This window comes from Pedobacter psychrodurus, from assembly GCF_004331735.1.
Lineage (GTDB): Bacteria > Bacteroidota > Bacteroidia > Sphingobacteriales > Sphingobacteriaceae > Pedobacter > Pedobacter psychrodurus.
This window is the reverse complement of record NZ_SJSO01000030.1, coordinates 1-18,205: the sequence shown is the minus strand read 5'-3', so window position 1 is coordinate 18,205 and position 18,205 is coordinate 1. Positions and strand designations below refer to the sequence as shown.

The 18,205-nt window shown below is 39.0% G+C and carries 14 protein-coding genes and 4 tRNA genes; 8 read left to right on the top strand and 10 right to left on the bottom strand.

Annotated elements, in window-relative coordinates; translation table 11 throughout:
* Positions 1 to 24: 24 nt before the first annotated feature.
* Together EZ456_RS22950 and EZ456_RS22945 are read right to left on the bottom strand one after the other, a co-directional pair.
* Complete coding sequence (locus EZ456_RS22950) at positions 25 to 807, bottom strand: alpha/beta fold hydrolase (protein WP_165501396.1); 783 nt, start codon at positions 805 to 807, stop codon at positions 25 to 27.
* 100 nt (positions 808 to 907) lie between these two features.
* On the bottom strand, positions 908 to 2,161 hold the full coding sequence (locus EZ456_RS22945) for an ROK family protein (protein ID WP_131534216.1): 1,254 nt from the start codon (positions 2,159 to 2,161) through the stop codon (positions 908 to 910).
* A gap of 226 nt (positions 2,162 to 2,387) precedes the next feature.
* On the opposite strand from EZ456_RS22945, the gene EZ456_RS22940 reads away from it, so the two are divergent.
* The 4 genes from EZ456_RS22940 (at position 2,388) to EZ456_RS22925 (ending at position 10,155) form a co-directional block, all read left to right on the top strand.
* The gene (locus tag EZ456_RS22940; RefSeq protein ID WP_131534214.1) at positions 2,388 to 3,674 is read left to right on the top strand and encodes a Gfo/Idh/MocA family oxidoreductase; all 1,287 of its coding nucleotides are present in this window, start codon (positions 2,388 to 2,390) and stop codon (positions 3,672 to 3,674) included.
* Between the two features lie 23 nt (positions 3,675 to 3,697).
* On the top strand, positions 3,698 to 7,171 hold the full coding sequence (locus EZ456_RS22935) for a DUF1080 domain-containing protein (RefSeq protein WP_131534212.1): 3,474 nt from the start codon (positions 3,698 to 3,700) through the stop codon (positions 7,169 to 7,171).
* Positions 7,172 to 7,201: 30 nt separating this feature from the next.
* A complete protein-coding gene (locus EZ456_RS22930; protein ID WP_131534210.1) occupies positions 7,202 to 8,656 on the top strand; it encodes a Gfo/Idh/MocA family protein in 1,455 nt (484 codons plus the stop codon).
* Between the two features lie 419 nt (positions 8,657 to 9,075).
* Positions 9,076 to 10,155 (top strand): Gfo/Idh/MocA family protein, encoded by a 1,080-nt coding sequence (locus EZ456_RS22925; RefSeq protein WP_131534208.1) that lies wholly within the window; start codon positions 9,076 to 9,078, stop codon positions 10,153 to 10,155.
* A 460-nt stretch (positions 10,156 to 10,615) separates the two neighbouring features.
* On the opposite strand, the gene EZ456_RS22920 is transcribed toward EZ456_RS22925, so the two are convergent.
* From EZ456_RS22920 to EZ456_RS22910, 3 genes are read right to left on the bottom strand one after another with little or no spacing between them, the layout of a single operon-like run.
* On the bottom strand, positions 10,616 to 11,524 hold the full coding sequence (locus tag EZ456_RS22920; protein WP_131534206.1) for an FRG domain-containing protein: 909 nt from the start codon (positions 11,522 to 11,524) through the stop codon (positions 10,616 to 10,618).
* An 18-nt stretch (positions 11,525 to 11,542) separates the two neighbouring features.
* Positions 11,543 to 12,562, bottom strand: coding sequence for a hypothetical protein (locus tag EZ456_RS22915; protein WP_131534204.1), 1,020 nt, complete (start codon positions 12,560 to 12,562; stop codon positions 11,543 to 11,545).
* Positions 12,552 to 13,337, bottom strand: a complete 786-nt coding sequence (locus EZ456_RS22910; RefSeq protein ID WP_131534202.1) for a hypothetical protein — start codon at positions 13,335 to 13,337, stop codon at positions 12,552 to 12,554. Before EZ456_RS22910 ends, EZ456_RS22915 begins: the two co-directional genes overlap by 11 nt.
* A gap of 377 nt (positions 13,338 to 13,714) precedes the next feature.
* Between EZ456_RS22910 and EZ456_RS22905 the strand changes: the two genes are divergently transcribed.
* The gene (locus EZ456_RS22905) at positions 13,715 to 13,948 is read left to right on the top strand and encodes a hypothetical protein (RefSeq protein WP_131534200.1); all 234 of its coding nucleotides are present in this window, start codon (positions 13,715 to 13,717) and stop codon (positions 13,946 to 13,948) included.
* Positions 13,949 to 14,021: 73 nt separating this feature from the next.
* Here the strand turns inward: EZ456_RS22905 and EZ456_RS22900 are convergent.
* The 4 genes from EZ456_RS22900 to EZ456_RS22885 all read right to left on the bottom strand — a co-directional run bounded on the left by EZ456_RS22900 (position 14,022) and on the right by EZ456_RS22885 (position 14,557).
* A tRNA-Glu gene (locus EZ456_RS22900) sits at positions 14,022 to 14,093 on the bottom strand.
* 75 nt (positions 14,094 to 14,168) lie between these two features.
* Positions 14,169 to 14,244: transfer RNA gene (locus EZ456_RS22895), tRNA-Met, on the bottom strand.
* Positions 14,245 to 14,334: 90 nt separating this feature from the next.
* Positions 14,335 to 14,406, bottom strand: a tRNA-Glu gene (locus tag EZ456_RS22890).
* Between the two features lie 75 nt (positions 14,407 to 14,481).
* Positions 14,482 to 14,557: transfer RNA gene (locus EZ456_RS22885), tRNA-Met, on the bottom strand.
* A gap of 113 nt (positions 14,558 to 14,670) precedes the next feature.
* On the opposite strand from EZ456_RS22885, the gene era reads away from it, so the two are divergent.
* The 3 genes from era to der all read left to right on the top strand — a co-directional run bounded on the left by era (position 14,671) and on the right by der (position 17,563).
* The gene (era, locus tag EZ456_RS22880) at positions 14,671 to 15,567 is read left to right on the top strand and encodes a GTPase Era (protein ID WP_131534198.1); all 897 of its coding nucleotides are present in this window, start codon (positions 14,671 to 14,673) and stop codon (positions 15,565 to 15,567) included.
* Positions 15,568 to 15,598: 31 nt separating this feature from the next.
* Positions 15,599 to 16,105 (top strand): TlpA family protein disulfide reductase, encoded by a 507-nt coding sequence (locus EZ456_RS22875; protein WP_131534196.1) that lies wholly within the window; start codon positions 15,599 to 15,601, stop codon positions 16,103 to 16,105.
* Positions 16,106 to 16,261: 156 nt separating this feature from the next.
* Entirely contained in the window at positions 16,262 to 17,563 is a 1,302-nt protein-coding gene (der, locus tag EZ456_RS22870; protein ID WP_131534193.1) for a ribosome biogenesis GTPase Der, read from the top strand.
* 428 nt (positions 17,564 to 17,991) lie between these two features.
* On the opposite strand, the gene EZ456_RS22865 is transcribed toward der, so the two are convergent.
* Positions 17,992 to 18,205, bottom strand: a 214-nt coding sequence (locus tag EZ456_RS22865; RefSeq protein WP_165501389.1) for an IS3 family transposase, incomplete at its 5' end; no start/stop codon positions are given.

Sequence of the window (18,205 nt, the reverse complement as noted above, 5' to 3'; positions counted from 1 at the left end):
CTCAATACACATATAACCGAGTAACTATTGGTTCAAAAAAGTTTCCACCAGATGTACTGTAATCTCAATTGTTTTGTCGGTTACATCCGGATTCAGGTTTTCGCCAATCATAGCGCCATGCACCCCAGGTAAAATAACCAGCTGCGTATTTGCAATCAATCTCGACATTTTAACCACATGTTCGGGCTTGATCACATCCTTATCTGCCACCATTAAAAGCGTATCGGAGGTAATTCCCCTCAGATCATCGTCGCTCAGGTCGGTAAAATCGAGCATACGCTGCTTGTCCTTTTCGAACATGGTCTGTAATGCGTTTTGATCTGGATTTACGGCTAAAAAAGCTATTTTAAGCGGCTCTGGCATATGGTCTATGGTTGCATCTCCAAAGCCACTATAAAAGCCATCAATTAAGCCGTCGCGTTGATAATTGGCCGAAATCACGATGATTTTATTCGCCACGACTGGATAGTGTGCTGCTATATGCAAGGTTGTTGTTCCACCGTTACTAAAGCCTAAAAAATTGGCTTTTGTTATTTTTAGCTGGTTTAATAAAGTGGCCATGTCCTTTGCATCCTGTTCAAAAGATTCTGCTTGGTCACGATCGCTGGTACGTCCGTGAGCCTGAAGCTCAACAGCTATAACCTGACCAGATTTTGCCAAAAAAGGAATAAGTCTGCCGAACGTAGATTGAATGGTAGAACCACCGCCATGTATCAGTACCAGTGGGATTTCTCCTTCACCGTAAATTTCATAATACATGTTAATGCCATTTACCTTTTCATGTCCTGCTTTCTTATATGTTTCCATGGGTCTTGGTTTAAATTTTGCCATACAAATCTAAATAAGCTATCGGAAAATAAGGTGCCGATAACAGACAAATTTAGGGTGTTTTGCGCCATTCGGAATATTACTTTTTAAGCTTTTTTACTTTTTTGATGTAGGCGCCTAAAAATTGATCAATGCCCGTTGCTGCATATCCTAATAATCTGGAGTTTTCGCCCAGCTCAGAAGAAACTATCGTTGTTTTTTCTCTAATTTGGGTCATACAATAGGTGTTTATTGCTTGTTGCATGGGTAATGTGATGTACTGTTTGGCCCCGGCAATTTTGCCGCTTAAAATAATGAGTTCAGGGTTGAATAATTGGATAAGGACAGCTATTCCTTTACCCATGTGAGTGCCAACATTGGAGAGCAGCTGGATGGCATATTGATCACCTTTATTTGCGGCTTTAATAATCAAAGCGGGTTCAATTCTTTCTAGCTCTTCGTTAGAAAGGTTATTAAGCATCGAGTTTTTGCCCGATAAAATACCTTCTTTTGCCATTTCTGATAAGGCGTTTCCTGATGCAATGGTTTCGAGGCAGCCATGTTTTCCACAGTAACAAAGTGCGCCATTCTCTACAAAAGGCATGTGACCTAATTCGCCAGAAAAACCACTGGTACCTTGCCTCAGTTTACCATCCATTATAATGCCTAAACCCACGCCCCAGTCCATTAACAATACGAGTACATTTTTTTTGCCTTTAGCCATTCCGTGGGTAAACTCTGCCATTGATGAGCCATTCACATCATTTTGGATCACTACAGGTATATTTAGCATTTTTTCAAATGCGGCAGTTAAAGGAATGTTTTCACCATCACTTAAGAAATAACTGTAATTTTCGCCCTTTTCGGCATCAATTAAGCCGGGCATACCAACACTACAGCCAATAAACTGCTTACGCTGAATGCCTGCCGATTTTAAAATATCCTGAAGGTGTGTATGTAAAATATTGAAAAAATCGGTCCTGCTTTTTGATATGGGTACCATAATAGTTTTAACATCCAGCACAAAATTATAGTTGTTATCAATAATGGCTATTTTAGTATTAAATAATTCAATGTCGATACAGAGAATCAGAATCTTTTTATCCTTTAAACGATAAAGGTCGGGTTTTCGTCCGCCAATAGATAAACCATAACCCTTCTTTTCTACCCAACCTTCATCAATCAAGCCAATCAGAAGTTTCAGAATACTCGGCGTACTCATTTCCATGATCTCGCATAAAGTAGAAACGGAAGAGGCGCCTGAATTAAAAAGATGTTTGATGAGCTTGTGTTTTTGAACCGACTGCTTATCGTTGGTATCTGATGTTAGGTTATTTAATAGATTAAGATTCATGCCATTAATTGTACTATTTTGATAAATATAGATAACTTCTATTAAAAATTTATTAAAGTTTTTTTAATTCGTAAAGAAATCAACGATGTTTTGTCTTTATAATAATTTCTTATTAACATTAACCTTGTAATTTTAATCTAACCAGATCGATAAACCATATGTTTCAGCACCCTAATGCTTTTGGAACCAAACTATCGTATCAGTTTTTTTACAACACCAATAACAAATGAAAACTAAAGAAGAACCACAAAAAGAACAGAACACCAGACGCGATTTTATCAAAAAATCTGCAATTGGCCTGGCAGCATTTACTATTGTTCCAAGATATGTATTGGGCGGGCAAGGATATCTTGCCCCAAGCGATAAATTAACCAAAGCCGTAATAGGTGTTGGGGGAATGGGTAGAGGCCATTTTGGCTACGAGGGTACCCAGGTAGTAGCCATATGTGATGTTGATCAGAACCACCTTAAACAAGCTGCGTCAATGTTAGATAAAGGTGTAAAAACATTTAGTGATTATAGAGAATTGATACAATTGCCTGAAGTAGATATTGTACACATTGCTACCCCGCCACACTGGCATGGTATAATGGCTGTAGATGCTGCCAATGCAGGAAAAGATATTTGGTGCGAAAAACCAATGACCCACACTATAGGCGAAGGAAAACGAGTGGTAGAGGCCGTAAAACAGCATGGCAGAATGTTTAGGTTAAACACCTGGTTTAGGTTTAAAGATACTTTTTATGGAATGGGTACAACTGTAAAACCAATTAAAAAACTGGTTGATAGCGGCATGTTGGGCTGGCCATTAAAAGTAACTGTAAGTAAACATACTGGCTACGACTGGAAATTTTATTGGGTGGGTAAAGATCATTTAGAGCCTCAGCCTGTACCGCCAGAATTAGATTATAATGCATGGTTAGGCCCTGCACCATATAAGCCTTACAATGCACACCGCGTTCACCAAACTTTTAGAGGTTATTGGGATTATGATGGTGGCGGATTAAGTGATATGGGACAGCATTACATCGACCCGATTCAATACTTTTTAGGTAAGGATGATACCAACCCAATTTCTGTAGAGGTTGATGCACCACAACAGCATACCGATGCAGTAGGCATTTGGCGCAGGATTACTTATACCTATGCCGATGGCTGCCAGATTATTTTGGATGGTGAAGGTAAAGATACTAATGTTCCTTATATAGAAGGTCCGAAAGGTAAATTGTATCCAGGGTTTAAATCTGATATCCCTGATCTAGAACGTAAATTGGCGCAATTCCCTGATCCTGATCCGGAGATTGTTGAGTTTTCTGAATCGGTGAGAACAAGAAAGAAATTCGCTTTAAATGAAGAGAACGGACACCGATCATGCAACATTGTAAATATTGGTTTGGCTGCCTTAAGATTGGGAAGATCTTTAAAGTTCGACCCAGTTAAACAAGAATTCGTAGATGATGAGGCTGCTAACAGATTGATTAATCCAGTAATGCGTGCACCATTTTCTATTTAAAACATCCCAAAATACAAACCATCATGAACAAAAAAATATTATTAGTGCTGTTAGCCATTTTAATGCTTTCCGATGCATTATTTACGGTAAAGGCCCTAGCCCAAGATAAAAAAGACGAGAGAACCACCACCACTCGTATTGCCGATTTATTGGCGCAACTACCAGCCAGAAACGCAGCGCAACTAGAACGCAATATGAAAGAAGTTGCCGATTTAGGTGAAGAAGGGTACGTAACCTTAATTAGTGGTTTAACAGCTTCTGCCAAAGGAAATAACGCCCTTATTGAGTATGCAGTAGGTGGTTTTACTGCTTATGCTACCAAAACCGGTCAACAGAACTTAAGAAGTATGGCAATCAGTGCCTATTGCAAATCACTGGCTAAACTATCCGATAAAGAAAACAAAGCATTTATCATCAGTCAGTTCGATCTGGTAGGGAATGATGCTGCGGTAGCTTGTTTAACAGGTTATCTTGCCGACGAACAATTGGCTGACGAAGCATCGAGAGCACTAGCCAAAATTGGTACAACCTCTGCTACAAATGCATTGGTTAGTGGCTTAAGTAAAGCAAATGGTCAGGCCAAAATCTCTATTGTAGAAGCATTGGGGCACACTAATGCTAAAGCAGCTGCCTCAGCTATTGCGCCATTGGCTACTGGAACAGACAAAGCATTAACCAAGGTAAGTTTGTATGCCTTGGCCAATATTGGCGATGCATCTGCTAAACAAATTTTGGTAAAAGCTGCTGAACAAGCAGGTTATAAATACGACCAAACCAATGCGGTTGCGGCTTTATTGGTGTATGCACAGAAAAATGTAGCAACAGATAAAACCGGAGTAGAAACAATAGCTAAAACAATACTAGAAAAAGCAACGGCTGATGATCAGGTAAACGAACGTATTGCGGCCTTAAAATTACTTTCGGCAACACAAACTGATCAACAGGTCTTGTTGGCTGCTATGAACGATAAACAGTTCGAATTTCGTGCGGCTGCGGTTAAATTTGCTGCTGCTGGTGTAAATGACACCAACAATGCAGCCTGGCTAAGCCAGCTAAAAAAGGTTGATGCCCCAACTCAGGTTTCTATTTTAGATATGCTGGGTAATAGCAAGGCAAAATCTGCATTGCCAGTCGTACTTAAATTAATTAAAAGTGACGACCAAGAGGTAAAGCTGGCTGCAATTAACGCTGCCGTAAAACTTGGACAAGAAGAGGTTCTAGACGATTTGTTGAAGTTAATGGGTAAAGGAAATGCAGCAGATATTGCGGGTATTTCTAATGGTATTTTAAGAATAAAGGGTGAAAGTGTAGCCGCTAAAGTTGGCGCTTATATCCCGAAAGCTAAACCAGAAGTTCAGGTTGTTTTGATTAATATTTTAGCTGCCCGTGCAGCAACAAGCCAAACTGAAGTTATTTATGCTGCATTAAACAGTAAACAACCTGAAGTTAGAAAAGCAGCATTTCTTTCATTGCAACATATTGCTGTAGCCGAAAATAAAGCGCAATTATTTGATCTTTTAAATAAAACCACCGATGCCGGCGAACTTACCGCTGTACAAGATGCCATTATTGCATCGGTAAAAGGAACAGCAGATAAAGAGGCACAAACCAATGCCATTCTTCAGCAAATGAGCAGTACCCCAGCTGATAAGAAACTGCTGTTCTATAAGGTGCTGGGCAGCTTAGGCGGTCAGCAATCGTTAAAATCGGTATCAGAAGCATATGCCACAGGCGACGATGCTACCAAAAAAGCTGCAATCGAAGCACTTTCATCATGGTCGGATGCAGGCTCAACCGATGCTCTGATCAGCATTGCGCGTACCACCAGTAATCCAGACTTTTTAAACCAGGCGATTGCGGGTTACTTAACTTTAGTAAGAAATACAAAGTATCCTGCTGAGCAACGTTTACTACTATTGCGCAATGCGATGGCAGTGGCTAAAACCCCGGTACAACAACAGCAGATCCTTAAAGATACCGAACAGGCCAAGTGTTTTAATGCAATTGTATTTGCAGGTCAGTTTTTAGATAATGCTACTTTGCAACAGGCTGCGGCAAACGCGGTGATGAATATTACCATGGCCGGAACTTACAATGGCGATATTGTAAAAGGCTTGTTAAATAAAACCATTGCCGTAATTACCGGAGGCGATGCAGGTTATCAGAAAGAAGGTATGCGTAAGTATATTTCTGAAATGAAAGCTGGTGAAGGCTTTGTTCAGGTTTTTAATGGCAAAGATTTATCTGGTTGGAAAGGACTTGTGGCCGATCCGATCAAAAGATCAAAAATGGATGAAAAAACCTTAGCAGAAGCGCAAACAAAAGCAGATGCTGAAGCAAAGGAAAGCTGGAAAGTGATTAACGGCGAACTGCAGTTTCAAAGTCATGGCAATAACCTTGCTACCGTTAAAAAATATGGCGATTTTGAAATGCTGGTAGACTGGAAAATCATCGACGATAAAAAAGGAGAAGGCGATGCAGGTATTTATCTGCGCGGTACGCCACAGGTACAGATCTGGGACCTTGCCCGTACAAAAGTTGGTGCTCAAGTAGGTTCTGGGGGCTTGTACAACAATCAAACGAACGAAAGTAAACCGCTTAAAGTAGCAGATAACAAGTTAGATGAGTGGAATACATTCAGAATCTTAATGAAAGGCGACCGTGTTACTGTTTATCTGAACGGACAATTGGTTACCGACAATGTAATCTTAGAAAATTATTGGAACAGAAGTTTGCCGATCTTTGCAGAAGAGCAAATCGAACTGCAGGCGCATGGATCGCCGGTAGCTTACCGCGATATCTACATCAAAGAAATACCTCGTCCAAAACCTTTTGAGTTGAGTGCACAAGAGAAAAAAGAAGGGTATAAAGTTTTGTTCGATGGAACCAATATGCATAGCTGGACAGGTAATACTACCGATTATGTTATTGAAGATGGAAACATCGCCATCAGGCCAAAACCAGGTAAAGGATCAGGTGGTAATTTATTCACCAAGGATGAATTCAGCGATTTTGTTTACCGTTTCGAATTTCAATTAACCCCTGGTGCAAACAACGGTTTAGGAATTAGAGCGCCTTTAGAAGGCGATGCAGCTTATGCGGGTATGGAATTACAGATATTGGATAATGATGCCCCAATTTATAAAGATCTAAAAGTGTACCAGTACCATGGTTCGGTTTATGGCACTATCCCTGCCAAAAGAGGTTTTTTAAAACCAACGGGTGAGTGGAACTACGAAGAGGTAATTGCCAAAGGATCGAAAATCAAAGTAATTCTTAATGGTACCGTAATTTTAGATGGCGATATTGAGCCGTTTAAGAAAAATGGTACTCCCGATCATCAGGAGCACCCAGGTTTACTACGTGAAAGCGGACACATCGGTTTTCTGGGCCATGGTTCTCCAGTGCAGTTCCGCAACATCAGGATTAAAGATTTGAGCGAGAAAGCGCCAGCTCAAAAAGAAACCGATACAAAAGCTGCAACTAAAAAGAAATAAATATAATTTAGCATTATAAGATCCCAAATAATGATAGAAGATAAGGCAAATTCGAAAACCGAAAATTCGAGAAGAAACTTTATTAAAACAACAGCACTAGCCGCCGCTGGATTTATGATCGTACCCCGCCATGTATTGGGTGGGCCAGGCTTTCTGGCGCCAAGCGATCGTTTACAATTGGCTGGAATAGGTGCAGGTGGAAAAGGAGAAAGCGATATTGCCAGTATTGTGAGGGGCGGTAAAACTGATGTTGCATTTTTATGCGATGTAGATGATAGAAGAGCGGCAAATTCATTAAAAAACTTCCCAAAGGCAAAATATTATAAAGATTACCGTGAGTTATTGGATAAGGAAGGCAAAAATATTGATGCTGTAACCGTATCCACACCCGATCATACCCACGCGCAAATTGCCATGGCAGCCATGCAACTAGGTAAACACGTATATGTTCAAAAACCTTTAACGCACGATATTTATGAAGCCAGGATGCTAACCGAAGCTGCAAATCGCTATAAAGTGGTAACGCAGATGGGTAATCAAGGTGCTTCAGGAGATGGTGTAAGAAGACTTCAGGAATGGTACGATGCAGGCAGGATAGGTAAAGTTCATACCGTTTACTGTTGGACCAACCGACCGGTATGGCCACAGGGAATTTCGTGGCCAACAGGAAAAGCCGAAATACCAAAAGAACTCGATTGGGACCTGTGGTTGGGCAGTGCTCCATATAAAGAATATGTAAATAAACTGGTTCCCTTTAACTGGAGGGGATGGTGGGATTACGGCACTGGTGCCATTGGCGATATGGGCTGCCACTTAGTAGAGCCCCCTTTTAGGGTGTTAGGCCTGGATACCCCGATCAGCGTAGAATGCAGTGTAGGCAGTGTATATGTAGATGAATTTAAACGTGCCTATTTACCAGAAAGCTGCCCGCCATCAAGCCATGTCATTTTAACTTTTGCCAAAACGCCAAAAACCAAACACGAGGTTCAGGTGCATTGGATGGACGGGGGCATTAAGCCAGAGCGTCCGGAAGAATTAGGACCTAATGAAAGTTTCGGCGATAATGGTGTACTTTTTATCGGTACAAAAGGTAAAATGATCTGCGAAACTTATGGTAAAAACCCGAGGTTACTGCCACTCTCGCGCAACGAATCAGATAAAACTAAAATCACTATTCCACGTATTGTTAACCAGGAAGAAGGCCATTATACTCGATTTGCTGAAGCTGCAATTGCCGGTTATGGGAAAATAGAACTGAGTTCGCCATTTGAAATTGCCGGGCCGCTTACCGAAACTTTATTGATTGCCAATCTGGCCATTAGAGGAACAGATGTACAGCGCAGAGATGCAGCAGGTAAAATCAGTTACCCGGGCAGGGATATTAAAATGCTTTGGGATAAGGTAAACATGAAGGTGACCAATTTTGACGAAGTAAACCAGTTTGTGAAACGCGAATACCGAAAAGGTTGGAGCCTGGACGTTTAATAATTAAGGTAGGAGGTCGAAATTACGTCAAAATGAGTGATGAAGGTTTTTTGAAAAGCAATCTACTATTTCATTTTATTGTTAGTCCTGTGTTGTGCTGTAGCTCCGTGAAAAACGGAGGCTGCCGCTTCACCCAGGTTTAAAAACTTTTGGTGGTTCTTCTATTAACGTGAGTTCTGGGGCTTAATTTCGTCATTGCGAACTGAAGAAAGGGCTTTGCGCAGGAGTGAAGCAATCTTTTTTGATAATAAGTACATGATAGATTGCTTTACCGATGAATCGGTACAGGCTGGCTCGCTCATACCCAGCCTCGCAATGACGGAATATTTCGCAACAATTTGATATCAGATATAAACACCCAAAACTTACGTTCTATTAACGTTATTGTTTTCAACCTTAGAACATTACAGCTTTAATAAATGACAGGAAATAAGAATTTAAAGGTATTAGTAGTAGGCTGTGGCAATATGGGTGCTTCCCATGCCACAGCCTATCACACCTTAGCAGGTTTTGAAATATGTGGCTTAGTTTCAACTGGGAAAAGCAAAGAAATCCTCAATCAAAAATTAGGTGGGCGATATGATGTTTATACTGATTTTTACGAGGCACTTGAAATAACCAAACCAGATGCCGTTTGCATTTCTACTTATCCCGATACACACGAAGCTTATGCCATAAAATCTTTCGAAAGTGGTTGCCATGTGTTTATCGAAAAACCATTAGCCGATAGCGTAGCAGGTGCAATAAAAGTGGCAGAAGCAGCAAAAAAAGCAAACAAAAAGTTATTGGTAGGATATATCCTCCGCTACCATCCATCATGGGAGAAATTTACTGAGCTGGCTCAGGAAATGGGAAAACCTTTGGTGATGCGCATGAACCTGAACCAACAGAGTCATGGGCCTAAATGGACGGTACACCGTAACCTGATGAAAAGTTTAAGCCCTATTGTAGACTGTGCCGTACATTATATCGATATCATGTGCCAGATGACACGATCAAAACCTGTACAGGTAAGTGCAATTGGTGCCAGGCTTACTGACGAGATCCCTGAATGGAATTACAATTATGGGCAGCTGCAGATCCGTTTCGAAGATGGTTCTGTCGGTTGGTATGAAGCGGGCTGGGGCCCAATGGTGAGCGATAATGCTTTTTTTATTAAAGATGTTTTTGGCCCGAAGGGATCAGTATCAATCATGGCTAAAAAAGCAGGTGCAGCCGGAAACTCTGATCATATTGATTCGCATACCAAAACCGAATCGATTAAAATACATCATGCCGATTTAGATGCTCATGATGAATTCAGCAAGGCCGATGAATGGATAGACCTTACCGATGAACCCGATCACCAGGAACTGTGCAACCGTGAACAAAGATATTTCTTAAAAGCCATTACCGAAGATATAGATTTAACCGATGCCACTGAAGATGCTGTAAACAGCCTGAGGATTGCTTTTGCCTGTGATGAATCGGTGAAGACTGGTGAAATAATCCGGTTATAATAAAAATTCTTTCTCATCGTTTCTCCCTGCCTGATGCAGGCAGGGGGAAATCTTTGAATTAGATTCTAAAGAAAAGTCGTCATTGCGAGGCACGAAGCAATCTTAAAGCGAACGCTAGTAGCAACAGTTGTAAGATTGCTTCGTCGGCTGAAAAAGCCTTCTCGCAATGACGATTTCTCGCCTGCTACAACGCACTAAAATCCTCATATAGTCATTGATTTTCATTTTATTACGAAATAAAATGTGTATAAGTATTTGATTTACAAAATCTTAAAACCAACTAGATTTTGATAATTTGCCAATATCCTAACCTTAGCCATTGGACCAAAGAGAAAAGGCTGACATCACCCAGACGTTGATGCTGTTGAAGAAGTATTAAAACAAAAATCACTCAAAACGAGTGGAAATTATTTTATGTTAGTTTATATTATGCCAAGTATCTCCAGCATGTTGAATATCATTAAACTAGCTTGTCGAATTCTCGCTTTGCCTTCAATAATTCCAATTCAATACTGTCATTCTTAGGATAAAGCACCTCTTCAGGCATAGGCGGAAAATGTTTATCCCAAAATTTGCCATCGGTGTTATCTAATTTAAATTTCGCCACCATTCTGTTAGCAAGATCATCGCCTTGTGTCTTTGTCGGAACAATCGGATATTTCCCAACTAAAAAACCTTCTTGGTATCTTGGCCTTAAAGAATCTGTCTGCAAAACATTTTGAAGTTTGATTAGAACTATCCCTAAGTCGGAATAGTATGATATACTCTGATTGGGATAAGGAAGGCCAAAAACATATAGATAGCCACTACTAGAATTCCTTAAAGCAAATGTCGCAGCTACCCTAAGAGATTGAGTAATATCGATTAATGGTGTTGGGAGAATATCATAATGCTGAAAGAGTGCATAATAGTATTCTTTGAAATACCGCCTTTTTTTGCCTTCCACAAGTTTGATCATTTGTTCCAACCGATCATACCTTTCAATGATTTGGTTTTTTTTAATAGAATACTTCGTTTTCCCATCAGAATTCTTTTCGGGTCGACATATTGTTGGGTATATTGTTGATTTTGCAACTCGATCTTTGAAATATTCAGCTGTATTATTTTTGTAGTCGTCCAACTGCCCCCTGTAGAACATCTCAAAATTCTTATTGTTAATGGTAACAATTGCAACTTCATCAATAAGTTCTCTAAACGAACTAACCATGTATCCTTCACTAGCTCTTACACGATTTACTGTTGCATCAAGACGTTCCCATTTCAATTCATCCTCAAATGTAAAATTCCAGCTACCATCTTTTCTATCAACTGAGACTTTCTTATGTTTTTTCTGAAATGGAGTATAAAGTTTTCCTTCTATTTTTTGCATTTTGTTAGGTCTAATTAATTAATCTCTAGATTCCTTTAGTGGTCCTCCATTTTCGGCTTCGCATTCAACTGTGTACCATCTATTTTCAGGTATTCTGCGAAATCCGGTAATATTAAATTCATCATTTAAGATATCAACGGCATTGGAACAAGGGGCAGCATGATAAGTCTTACCATCTAAGAAAAACCTGTACATAGCTACCTTGTCTGGTTTTAGAAATTTGTCTACAGCAGTTGTAGTTAAGACAATGTTTAAACCATTTGTCTCTGTCATTGCACTTGGATAGATTAAACCATGAATATCTTTTTTTAGCTTCTCCTTATAATAGTAACGCATGGCGTAAAACATTGCAGTAAGAATATAATATTCATTTTTTGTTGGTGTCCTATTTCCACTCATTTCGGAAAAATACGTTAAAAATTCAAGCACAAAGTCCGATGCATATTTATTCAAGCATGCTTTGATGTTGTTTAGGTATTCGTCTGTCTGAAGTTTCAGTTCAGCATTTGCCTTCAGATGGTCTTCGTCAAAGCAAAAATTGATTACGTAGAATGGCGATTTTATCTTCCATCTGCTAATCGTAAAGTCTGTTAACTGCACTGGATGATTTTGATCTGTCAGCCCTTTGCATGTTTCGAGACATGCGGTTAGACTTGGATTAATTGGGATGTTTTCAAAAGGTAGCGAAGCATAAAATACAGCTTGTTTCGGTTGATTAAATCTCCCCGCTTCAATCAAATCTGGTCTTTCCTTATTGTAAGAAATGTCTCCTATGTTTTTATAAAGCTTGTTTTTTATTTTATTGTGCCGTGCTCTAAAAAAAGGCATTTCATAGGAATTAATATGTGGAGCGAGGAGAGGAATCAATTCAAATACCTTATAGAAAGCGGTTATAGCCTGATTGAAACTCTCATCACTAACAGTTATTTTGGTTAGGTCTTTTAGTACGTTAAATTGATCATTAAGATAATCAAGGTTTGACTCGATGTTCGCAATCAATTCCTTATTGTTCGCGAATGTCTGAAAATCAGCTTCCATTATTTTTTATTTTCTTCGTAAAAAAGTCAAACGCTGCTTTTAATTTATCAACCAAACCTCTGTCAGCTTCAAGTAAGCGACCAATGATTTCCATTTTACCATCTTGTTTTAAAAAGGGAGTCTTTTGGCTTTCTGGTATCATTTTGGACTGCAAATAAAAGCTGTAGACAAATCCATCAATCAAAATGTTCAGCACATCACTGTTTACTCCCCCAGTCATATAAGGCTGTAATATTAACTTGCCAACAATCTGGCCAGTTCTATCTTTAAGAACTTGAACTAAGCAACCAAAATCATCATAATCTAGGGGGTTTTCATTATGAAGTGCCGTTCTTAGCTGCTCTACAAATTTAGCATCGATTTCAGGCGTATGATATGATTCTGAAATAATTACACGCCATAGTAAACTCATCAAAAATATTTTAAATTCTTTATAGCTAAATCCTTCATATTCGTAGAGAAAGTAGATACCATCGGCTGAGACACTTGACTTTGCTATGTATGCCTTATTTCTATTTCTTTTAGCGTAGATGGTCTCTGCGGCGTAATCTTCATATTTGCTGAATTTTCCTTCGCACTCCTCGCACAATAAACGCTCACGTACACCTTTTTGAAGAATCTTTGAAGATGATTGACCATCGTTATCCAAAACAACATTTAAGCTATAGAAACGTTTTGGATTTTCATCATAAACGTTTTGATACATAAATTCAGGAATAATATGTGATTGCTTAAGTTCACTTTCATTGAGGCAAAGCTTACAGGTTCCGGTCATTTTAGTTGTCGGTTGAATTTGTATCTAATTTATGTATTTTATTTTTTGGAAGTCCTGAGATTTTATTGAAGATTGGGTATGGATAATTTAGAGAATTACTATAACAGAAAAATAAATCTGTTTTACTAATGCATTTAGAAACAAAGAAGTCATACCCCATCAAGTGATAAAAGCTTGCGACAACATAATTTACTTGCTGTTTCAGAGAGATTTTGACAGTTCTATCATTGATATTGCTGATTCTTCAGGTATGACATTTAAATATTCTTTTCATCTTAATTTGTTTTGGTGTTAGACTATAGTAAGAAAAAAGTGGGTCATTATAAGCCTAAAAAATTCGTAAGATTCAGTTCTATTTAACCTTAAATCTTAATGAAATGGAAAAGAAAAGACATGCACTACGCAAACAGAAAAGCAAAAAGGTAATTTTAAAGGAAAAAGAAGATAAATTCCTAGATCTGGTCGCCGAGATAATCGTTAATATAATTATGGATGATGAAGAAACCGATAACGAGATGGATGAAAGTGTTCTAAATCCCTTACCTAACCTTGATGGGAGTTTAGAACACAACGAAAGCAGTGTAAATTACTTAAAATCAAACTCTTATTGATAATCTTAGCAGAAATTGATTCTATCATTAAAACACAAAACCCGCTAACAATCAATATGTTAGCGGGTTTAAGTAGCCCGTAGGGGAATCGAACCCCTGTTTCCAGAATGAAAATCTGGCGTCCTCACCCCTAGACGAACGGGCCATTAATCTGAGTTTTGACTTTGGAGTATTTAGTTTGGAGAAACTCCTAACTTAACACTCTCAACTCCCAACTTCTTGGTAGCGGGGACACGACTCGAACGTGCGACCTTCGGGTTATGAGCCCGACGAGCTACCAACTGCTCCACCCCGCACTCTCATGTATTTTTAAGGGAAATACCAACCTTCAATTTTACAGTGTTGAAACTGATAAAAAAAACCGCTCAGCTCTTGTAGCGGTTTCGTAGCCCGTAGGGGAATCGAACCCCTGTTTCCAGAATGAAAATCTGGCGTCCTCACCCCTAGACGAACGGGCCATTAATCTGAGTTTTGACTTTGGAATATTTAGTTTGGAGAAACTCCCAACTTAACACTCTCAACTCCCAACTTCTTGGTAGCGGGGACACGACTCGAACGTGCGACCTTCGGGTTATGAGCCCGACGAGCTACCAACTGCTCCACCCCGCACTCTATACAACTCGTTTTTTCGTTGAATTAAATCCTTAACTCTGTTTCCGAATTGGAATGCAAAGATATAATTCGTTTCTTTGTGCTGCAAATTTTTTTTAAAAAATATTTTAATGGCGCATAAAGCAGGTTTTGTTAGTATAATAGGTAAACCAAATGTAGGTAAATCTACCCTCATGAATGTGCTTGTAGGCGAGCGACTTAGCATTATAACTCCTAAGGCACAAACCACAAGACACCGCATTTTAGGGATCGTAAATGAAGAAGAATATCAGATCGTTTTCTCTGATACTCCGGGTATAATTAAGCCAAAATACAGTTTACAAGAGAGTATGATGAGCTTTGTGAACGGATCTTTGACCGATGCCGACGTACTTTTATTCGTAACCGACATTAATGAAGCACACGATGAAGAGGACGTTTTAGAGAAAATTCTGAACCGTAATATTCCTACAATTGTACTCATTAATAAAATTGATAAGGCATTACAAGAACAGGTTGATGAGAAGATTGCTTACTGGCAGGAGAAGTTAAATCCGGTTGCTATTTATGCAATTTCGGCTTTACATAAACACAATGTCGACGGATTATTGGACCGCGTGCTGGAAATGTTGCCAGAACATCCACCATATTACGACAAAGAAGATTTAACGGATCGCTCAGAACGTTTCTTCGTTTCGGAGATTATCCGCGAAAAAATCTTCCTTAATTATCAAAAAGAAATTCCTTACAGCACCGAGGTAATTGTAAAGAGTTTTAAAGAAGAAGAACTGAAAAACGGGAAAGGTGCGATGATCAGGATTACTGCAGAAATTGTGGTAGAACGCGATTCGCAAAAGAACATTTTAATCGGTACTGCAGGGAGCATGTTGAAGAAAGTTGGTACTGAGGCGCGTTTAGAAATCGAGAAATTTTTAGACAGCAAAGTTTTCTTAGAAATGTTTGTTAAGGTAATCCCCGACTGGAGAAGTAAAAAGAATTACCTAAAAAGCTTTGGTTACGATAATTAATTTCGATTTTTATTAGATAGAATTAATAAGGATGAAAATAAGATTAACGTTTCTCTTGCTGTTAATGGGTACAGCGGTTTTTGCACAGGAATCAAACAATGGTAAAAAATTGTGGGCAAAATCTATCCTGAATGAAAAAGCGCCAGAACTGGTGGTCGAAAAATGGATTTCAAAACAGCCTGATACCAAAGGGAAGTTTGTCCTGATTGATTTTTGGGCAACCTGGTGCGGACCATGCCGCGCATATATTCCTACCTTAAACGATCTCCAAAAGAAATATGCCGATAAAATTGTCATTATTGGGGTTTCTGATGAGGCAGCAGAAAAAGTAGAAGCTTTTAGTAATCCTAAAATCAACTATTTTGAAGCCATCGACACGAAGGGGACAGTAAAAGATTCGCTTCAGGTTAAAGGCATTCCGCATGCTATTCTTATCGATCCGAAAGGAATTGTAAGATGGGAAGGTTTTCCTTTGTTGGAGGGAAATCAATTAACCGAAGAAGTAATAAAAGGACTTTTAGAAAAGTATAAAAATTAATATTAATAGAGGTTACGAAAAATAACCGTACCTTTGCAGCCCGAAATAGATCGGTTAGTAGTTGATAGTCAATGGCTGATAGCCAAAATAGTTTAGGCAGCTTGCTTAAACATCACGACCGTTAACTATAAGCCATTAACTATCAATAGAACACCCATGAGTAATATTATAGCCATCGTAGGCAGGCCAAACGTAGGCAAAAGTACCCTTTTTAATAGATTAACCGAAAGCCGTAAGGCGATTGTAGATGATATAAGCGGCGTAACCCGCGATAGGCACTATGGCGTAGGCGAGTGGACAGACAGGCAATTTACCGTAATCGATACTGGTGGTTATGTAGCCAATTCAGAAGATGTTTACGAAGCTGCAATTCGCGAGCAGGTAATGATCGCGATCGAAGAAGCCAGTGTATTAATCTTTATGGTTGATGTAACTACAGGTATCACCGATTTAGACGACGACATCGCCCAAGTACTGCGCAGAAGTAATAAACCCGTTTATGTTTGTGCAAATAAAGTAGACAATACCGCTTTATATAACGAAATCCATACCTTTTATGGCTTCGGATTAGGCGAAGTATATGCATTATCATCAATGACGGGTTCTGGAACAGGAGAGTTGTTAGATGAGGTTGTTAAGAACTTCGAAGACATTCCTGAAGAAGAAAACCAATTGCCTAAAATTACCATCGCAGGTCGTCCGAATGTGGGTAAATCTTCTTTGGTTAATGCACTGATTGGTAAGGAACGTAATATCGTTACTGCAAATGCAGGTACAACCCGCGATTCGATCAAAATCCATTATAACCAGTTCGGTCATGAGTTTATGCTGATCGATACTGCCGGATTACGTAAAAAAACCAAGGTTAAAGAAAACTTAGAGTTTTATTCGGTAATGCGTACCATTAAAGCCTTAGAAGAAGCTGATGTTGTGGTGTTAATGATCGATGCCGTAGAAGGAATCGAAAGCCAGGATATTAATATTTTCCACCTGGCTGAGAAGAACAAAAAAGGTATTGTAATTCTGGTTAACAAATGGGATTTAATTGAAAAAAATACCCAAACCATGAAAGCTTTCGAAGAGCAGATTCATGAGCGTATCCGCCCGTTTACCGATGTGCCAATTGTATTTACTTCGGTATTAAACAAGCAACGTATCTTCAAAGCAATTGAAGCTGCTTTGGAAGTTTATAAAAACCGTAGTAAGAAAATTCCTACATCTAAATTAAATGATGTCATGTTGCCGTTGATCGAGAAATTCCCACCACCAGCATTAAAAGGAAAACACATTAAGATAAAATATATCACACAAATTAATGCCACTTCGCCAATGTTTGCCTTTTTCTGCAACTTGCCACAGTACATTAAAGATCCGTATAAACGTTTCATCGAGAATAAATTGAGAGAAAACTTCGATTTTTCTGGTGCACCAATCCAGATTTATTTCAGACAGAAATAAGTGGAGGTTGAAGGTTTAGGGTATAAGGCTTAAGGTCAAATGCCTAATAATATTATTAAAAACAGGGTTGCATTCATAGCGAAAGCAGCCCTGTTTTTGTTTATGCTATTCATGTCATTCTGAACGCAGTGAAGAATCTGTATGGTGTTTACATTGTACTTTAATGAATTTACTACCCTCGCATCGAGGCTATTTAGGTTCGGCATTTCATAGCTTAGGGATTATTCATTGGTTGTTAGGAGTTTTAATGGTATTCATGCTTGCTTCAAGGTCTTCACTGCGTTCAGAATGACAGACTCAATGGAATCGTCGTCATCTCGACCGGAGCAACGCGAAGTGGAGAGTGGAATTGCAATAGTCTACTAGAGATTTTTTGTTGTCATATTATTATTTTTATTGAGAAGCATTACTTTAGATTTTTTTCTTTTTTAAGCTGCGATTTTAGGGTTTATTGAGCTGTTTGCAAACTCTAATGGCGATAAGTACCCCAAAAAAGAGTGTCTTCTTTTTCTATTATACCATACCTCTATATATTCAAAAATGGCTAAACTGGCCTTCGATCTTGTTTTATATATCTGCTGGTATATCATTTCTGTTTTTATAGTTTTAAAGAAACTCTCTGCAACTGCGTTATCCCAACAG

Bases quoted from the DNA above. Each gene is read 5' to 3' on its own strand.
- EZ456_RS22945 (WP_131534216.1), bottom strand. From the start codon at position 2,161: ATGAATCTTAATCTATTAAATAACCTAACATCAGATACCAACGATAAG.
- EZ456_RS22910 (WP_131534202.1), bottom strand. From the start codon at position 13,337: ATGACCGGAACCTGTAAGCTTTGCCTCAATGAAAGTGAACTTAAGCAA.
- era (WP_131534198.1), top strand. From the start codon at position 14,671: ATGGCGCATAAAGCAGGTTTTGTTAGTATAATAGGTAAACCAAATGTA.
- der (WP_131534193.1), top strand. From the start codon at position 16,262: ATGAGTAATATTATAGCCATCGTAGGCAGGCCAAACGTAGGCAAAAGT.
- EZ456_RS22950 (WP_165501396.1), bottom strand. From the start codon at position 807: ATGGAAACATATAAGAAAGCAGGACATGAAAAGGTAAATGGCATTAAC.
- EZ456_RS22875 (WP_131534196.1), top strand. From the start codon at position 15,599: ATGAAAATAAGATTAACGTTTCTCTTGCTGTTAATGGGTACAGCGGTT.
- EZ456_RS22920 (WP_131534206.1), bottom strand. From the start codon at position 11,524: ATGCAAAAAATAGAAGGAAAACTTTATACTCCATTTCAGAAAAAACAT.
- EZ456_RS22940 (WP_131534214.1), top strand. From the start codon at position 2,388: ATGAAAACTAAAGAAGAACCACAAAAAGAACAGAACACCAGACGCGAT.
- EZ456_RS22935 (WP_131534212.1), top strand. From the start codon at position 3,698: ATGAACAAAAAAATATTATTAGTGCTGTTAGCCATTTTAATGCTTTCC.
- EZ456_RS22925 (WP_131534208.1), top strand. From the start codon at position 9,076: ATGACAGGAAATAAGAATTTAAAGGTATTAGTAGTAGGCTGTGGCAAT.
- EZ456_RS22930 (WP_131534210.1), top strand. From the start codon at position 7,202: ATGATAGAAGATAAGGCAAATTCGAAAACCGAAAATTCGAGAAGAAAC.
- EZ456_RS22905 (WP_131534200.1), top strand. From the start codon at position 13,715: ATGGAAAAGAAAAGACATGCACTACGCAAACAGAAAAGCAAAAAGGTA.
- EZ456_RS22915 (WP_131534204.1), bottom strand. From the start codon at position 12,562: ATGGAAGCTGATTTTCAGACATTCGCGAACAATAAGGAATTGATTGCG.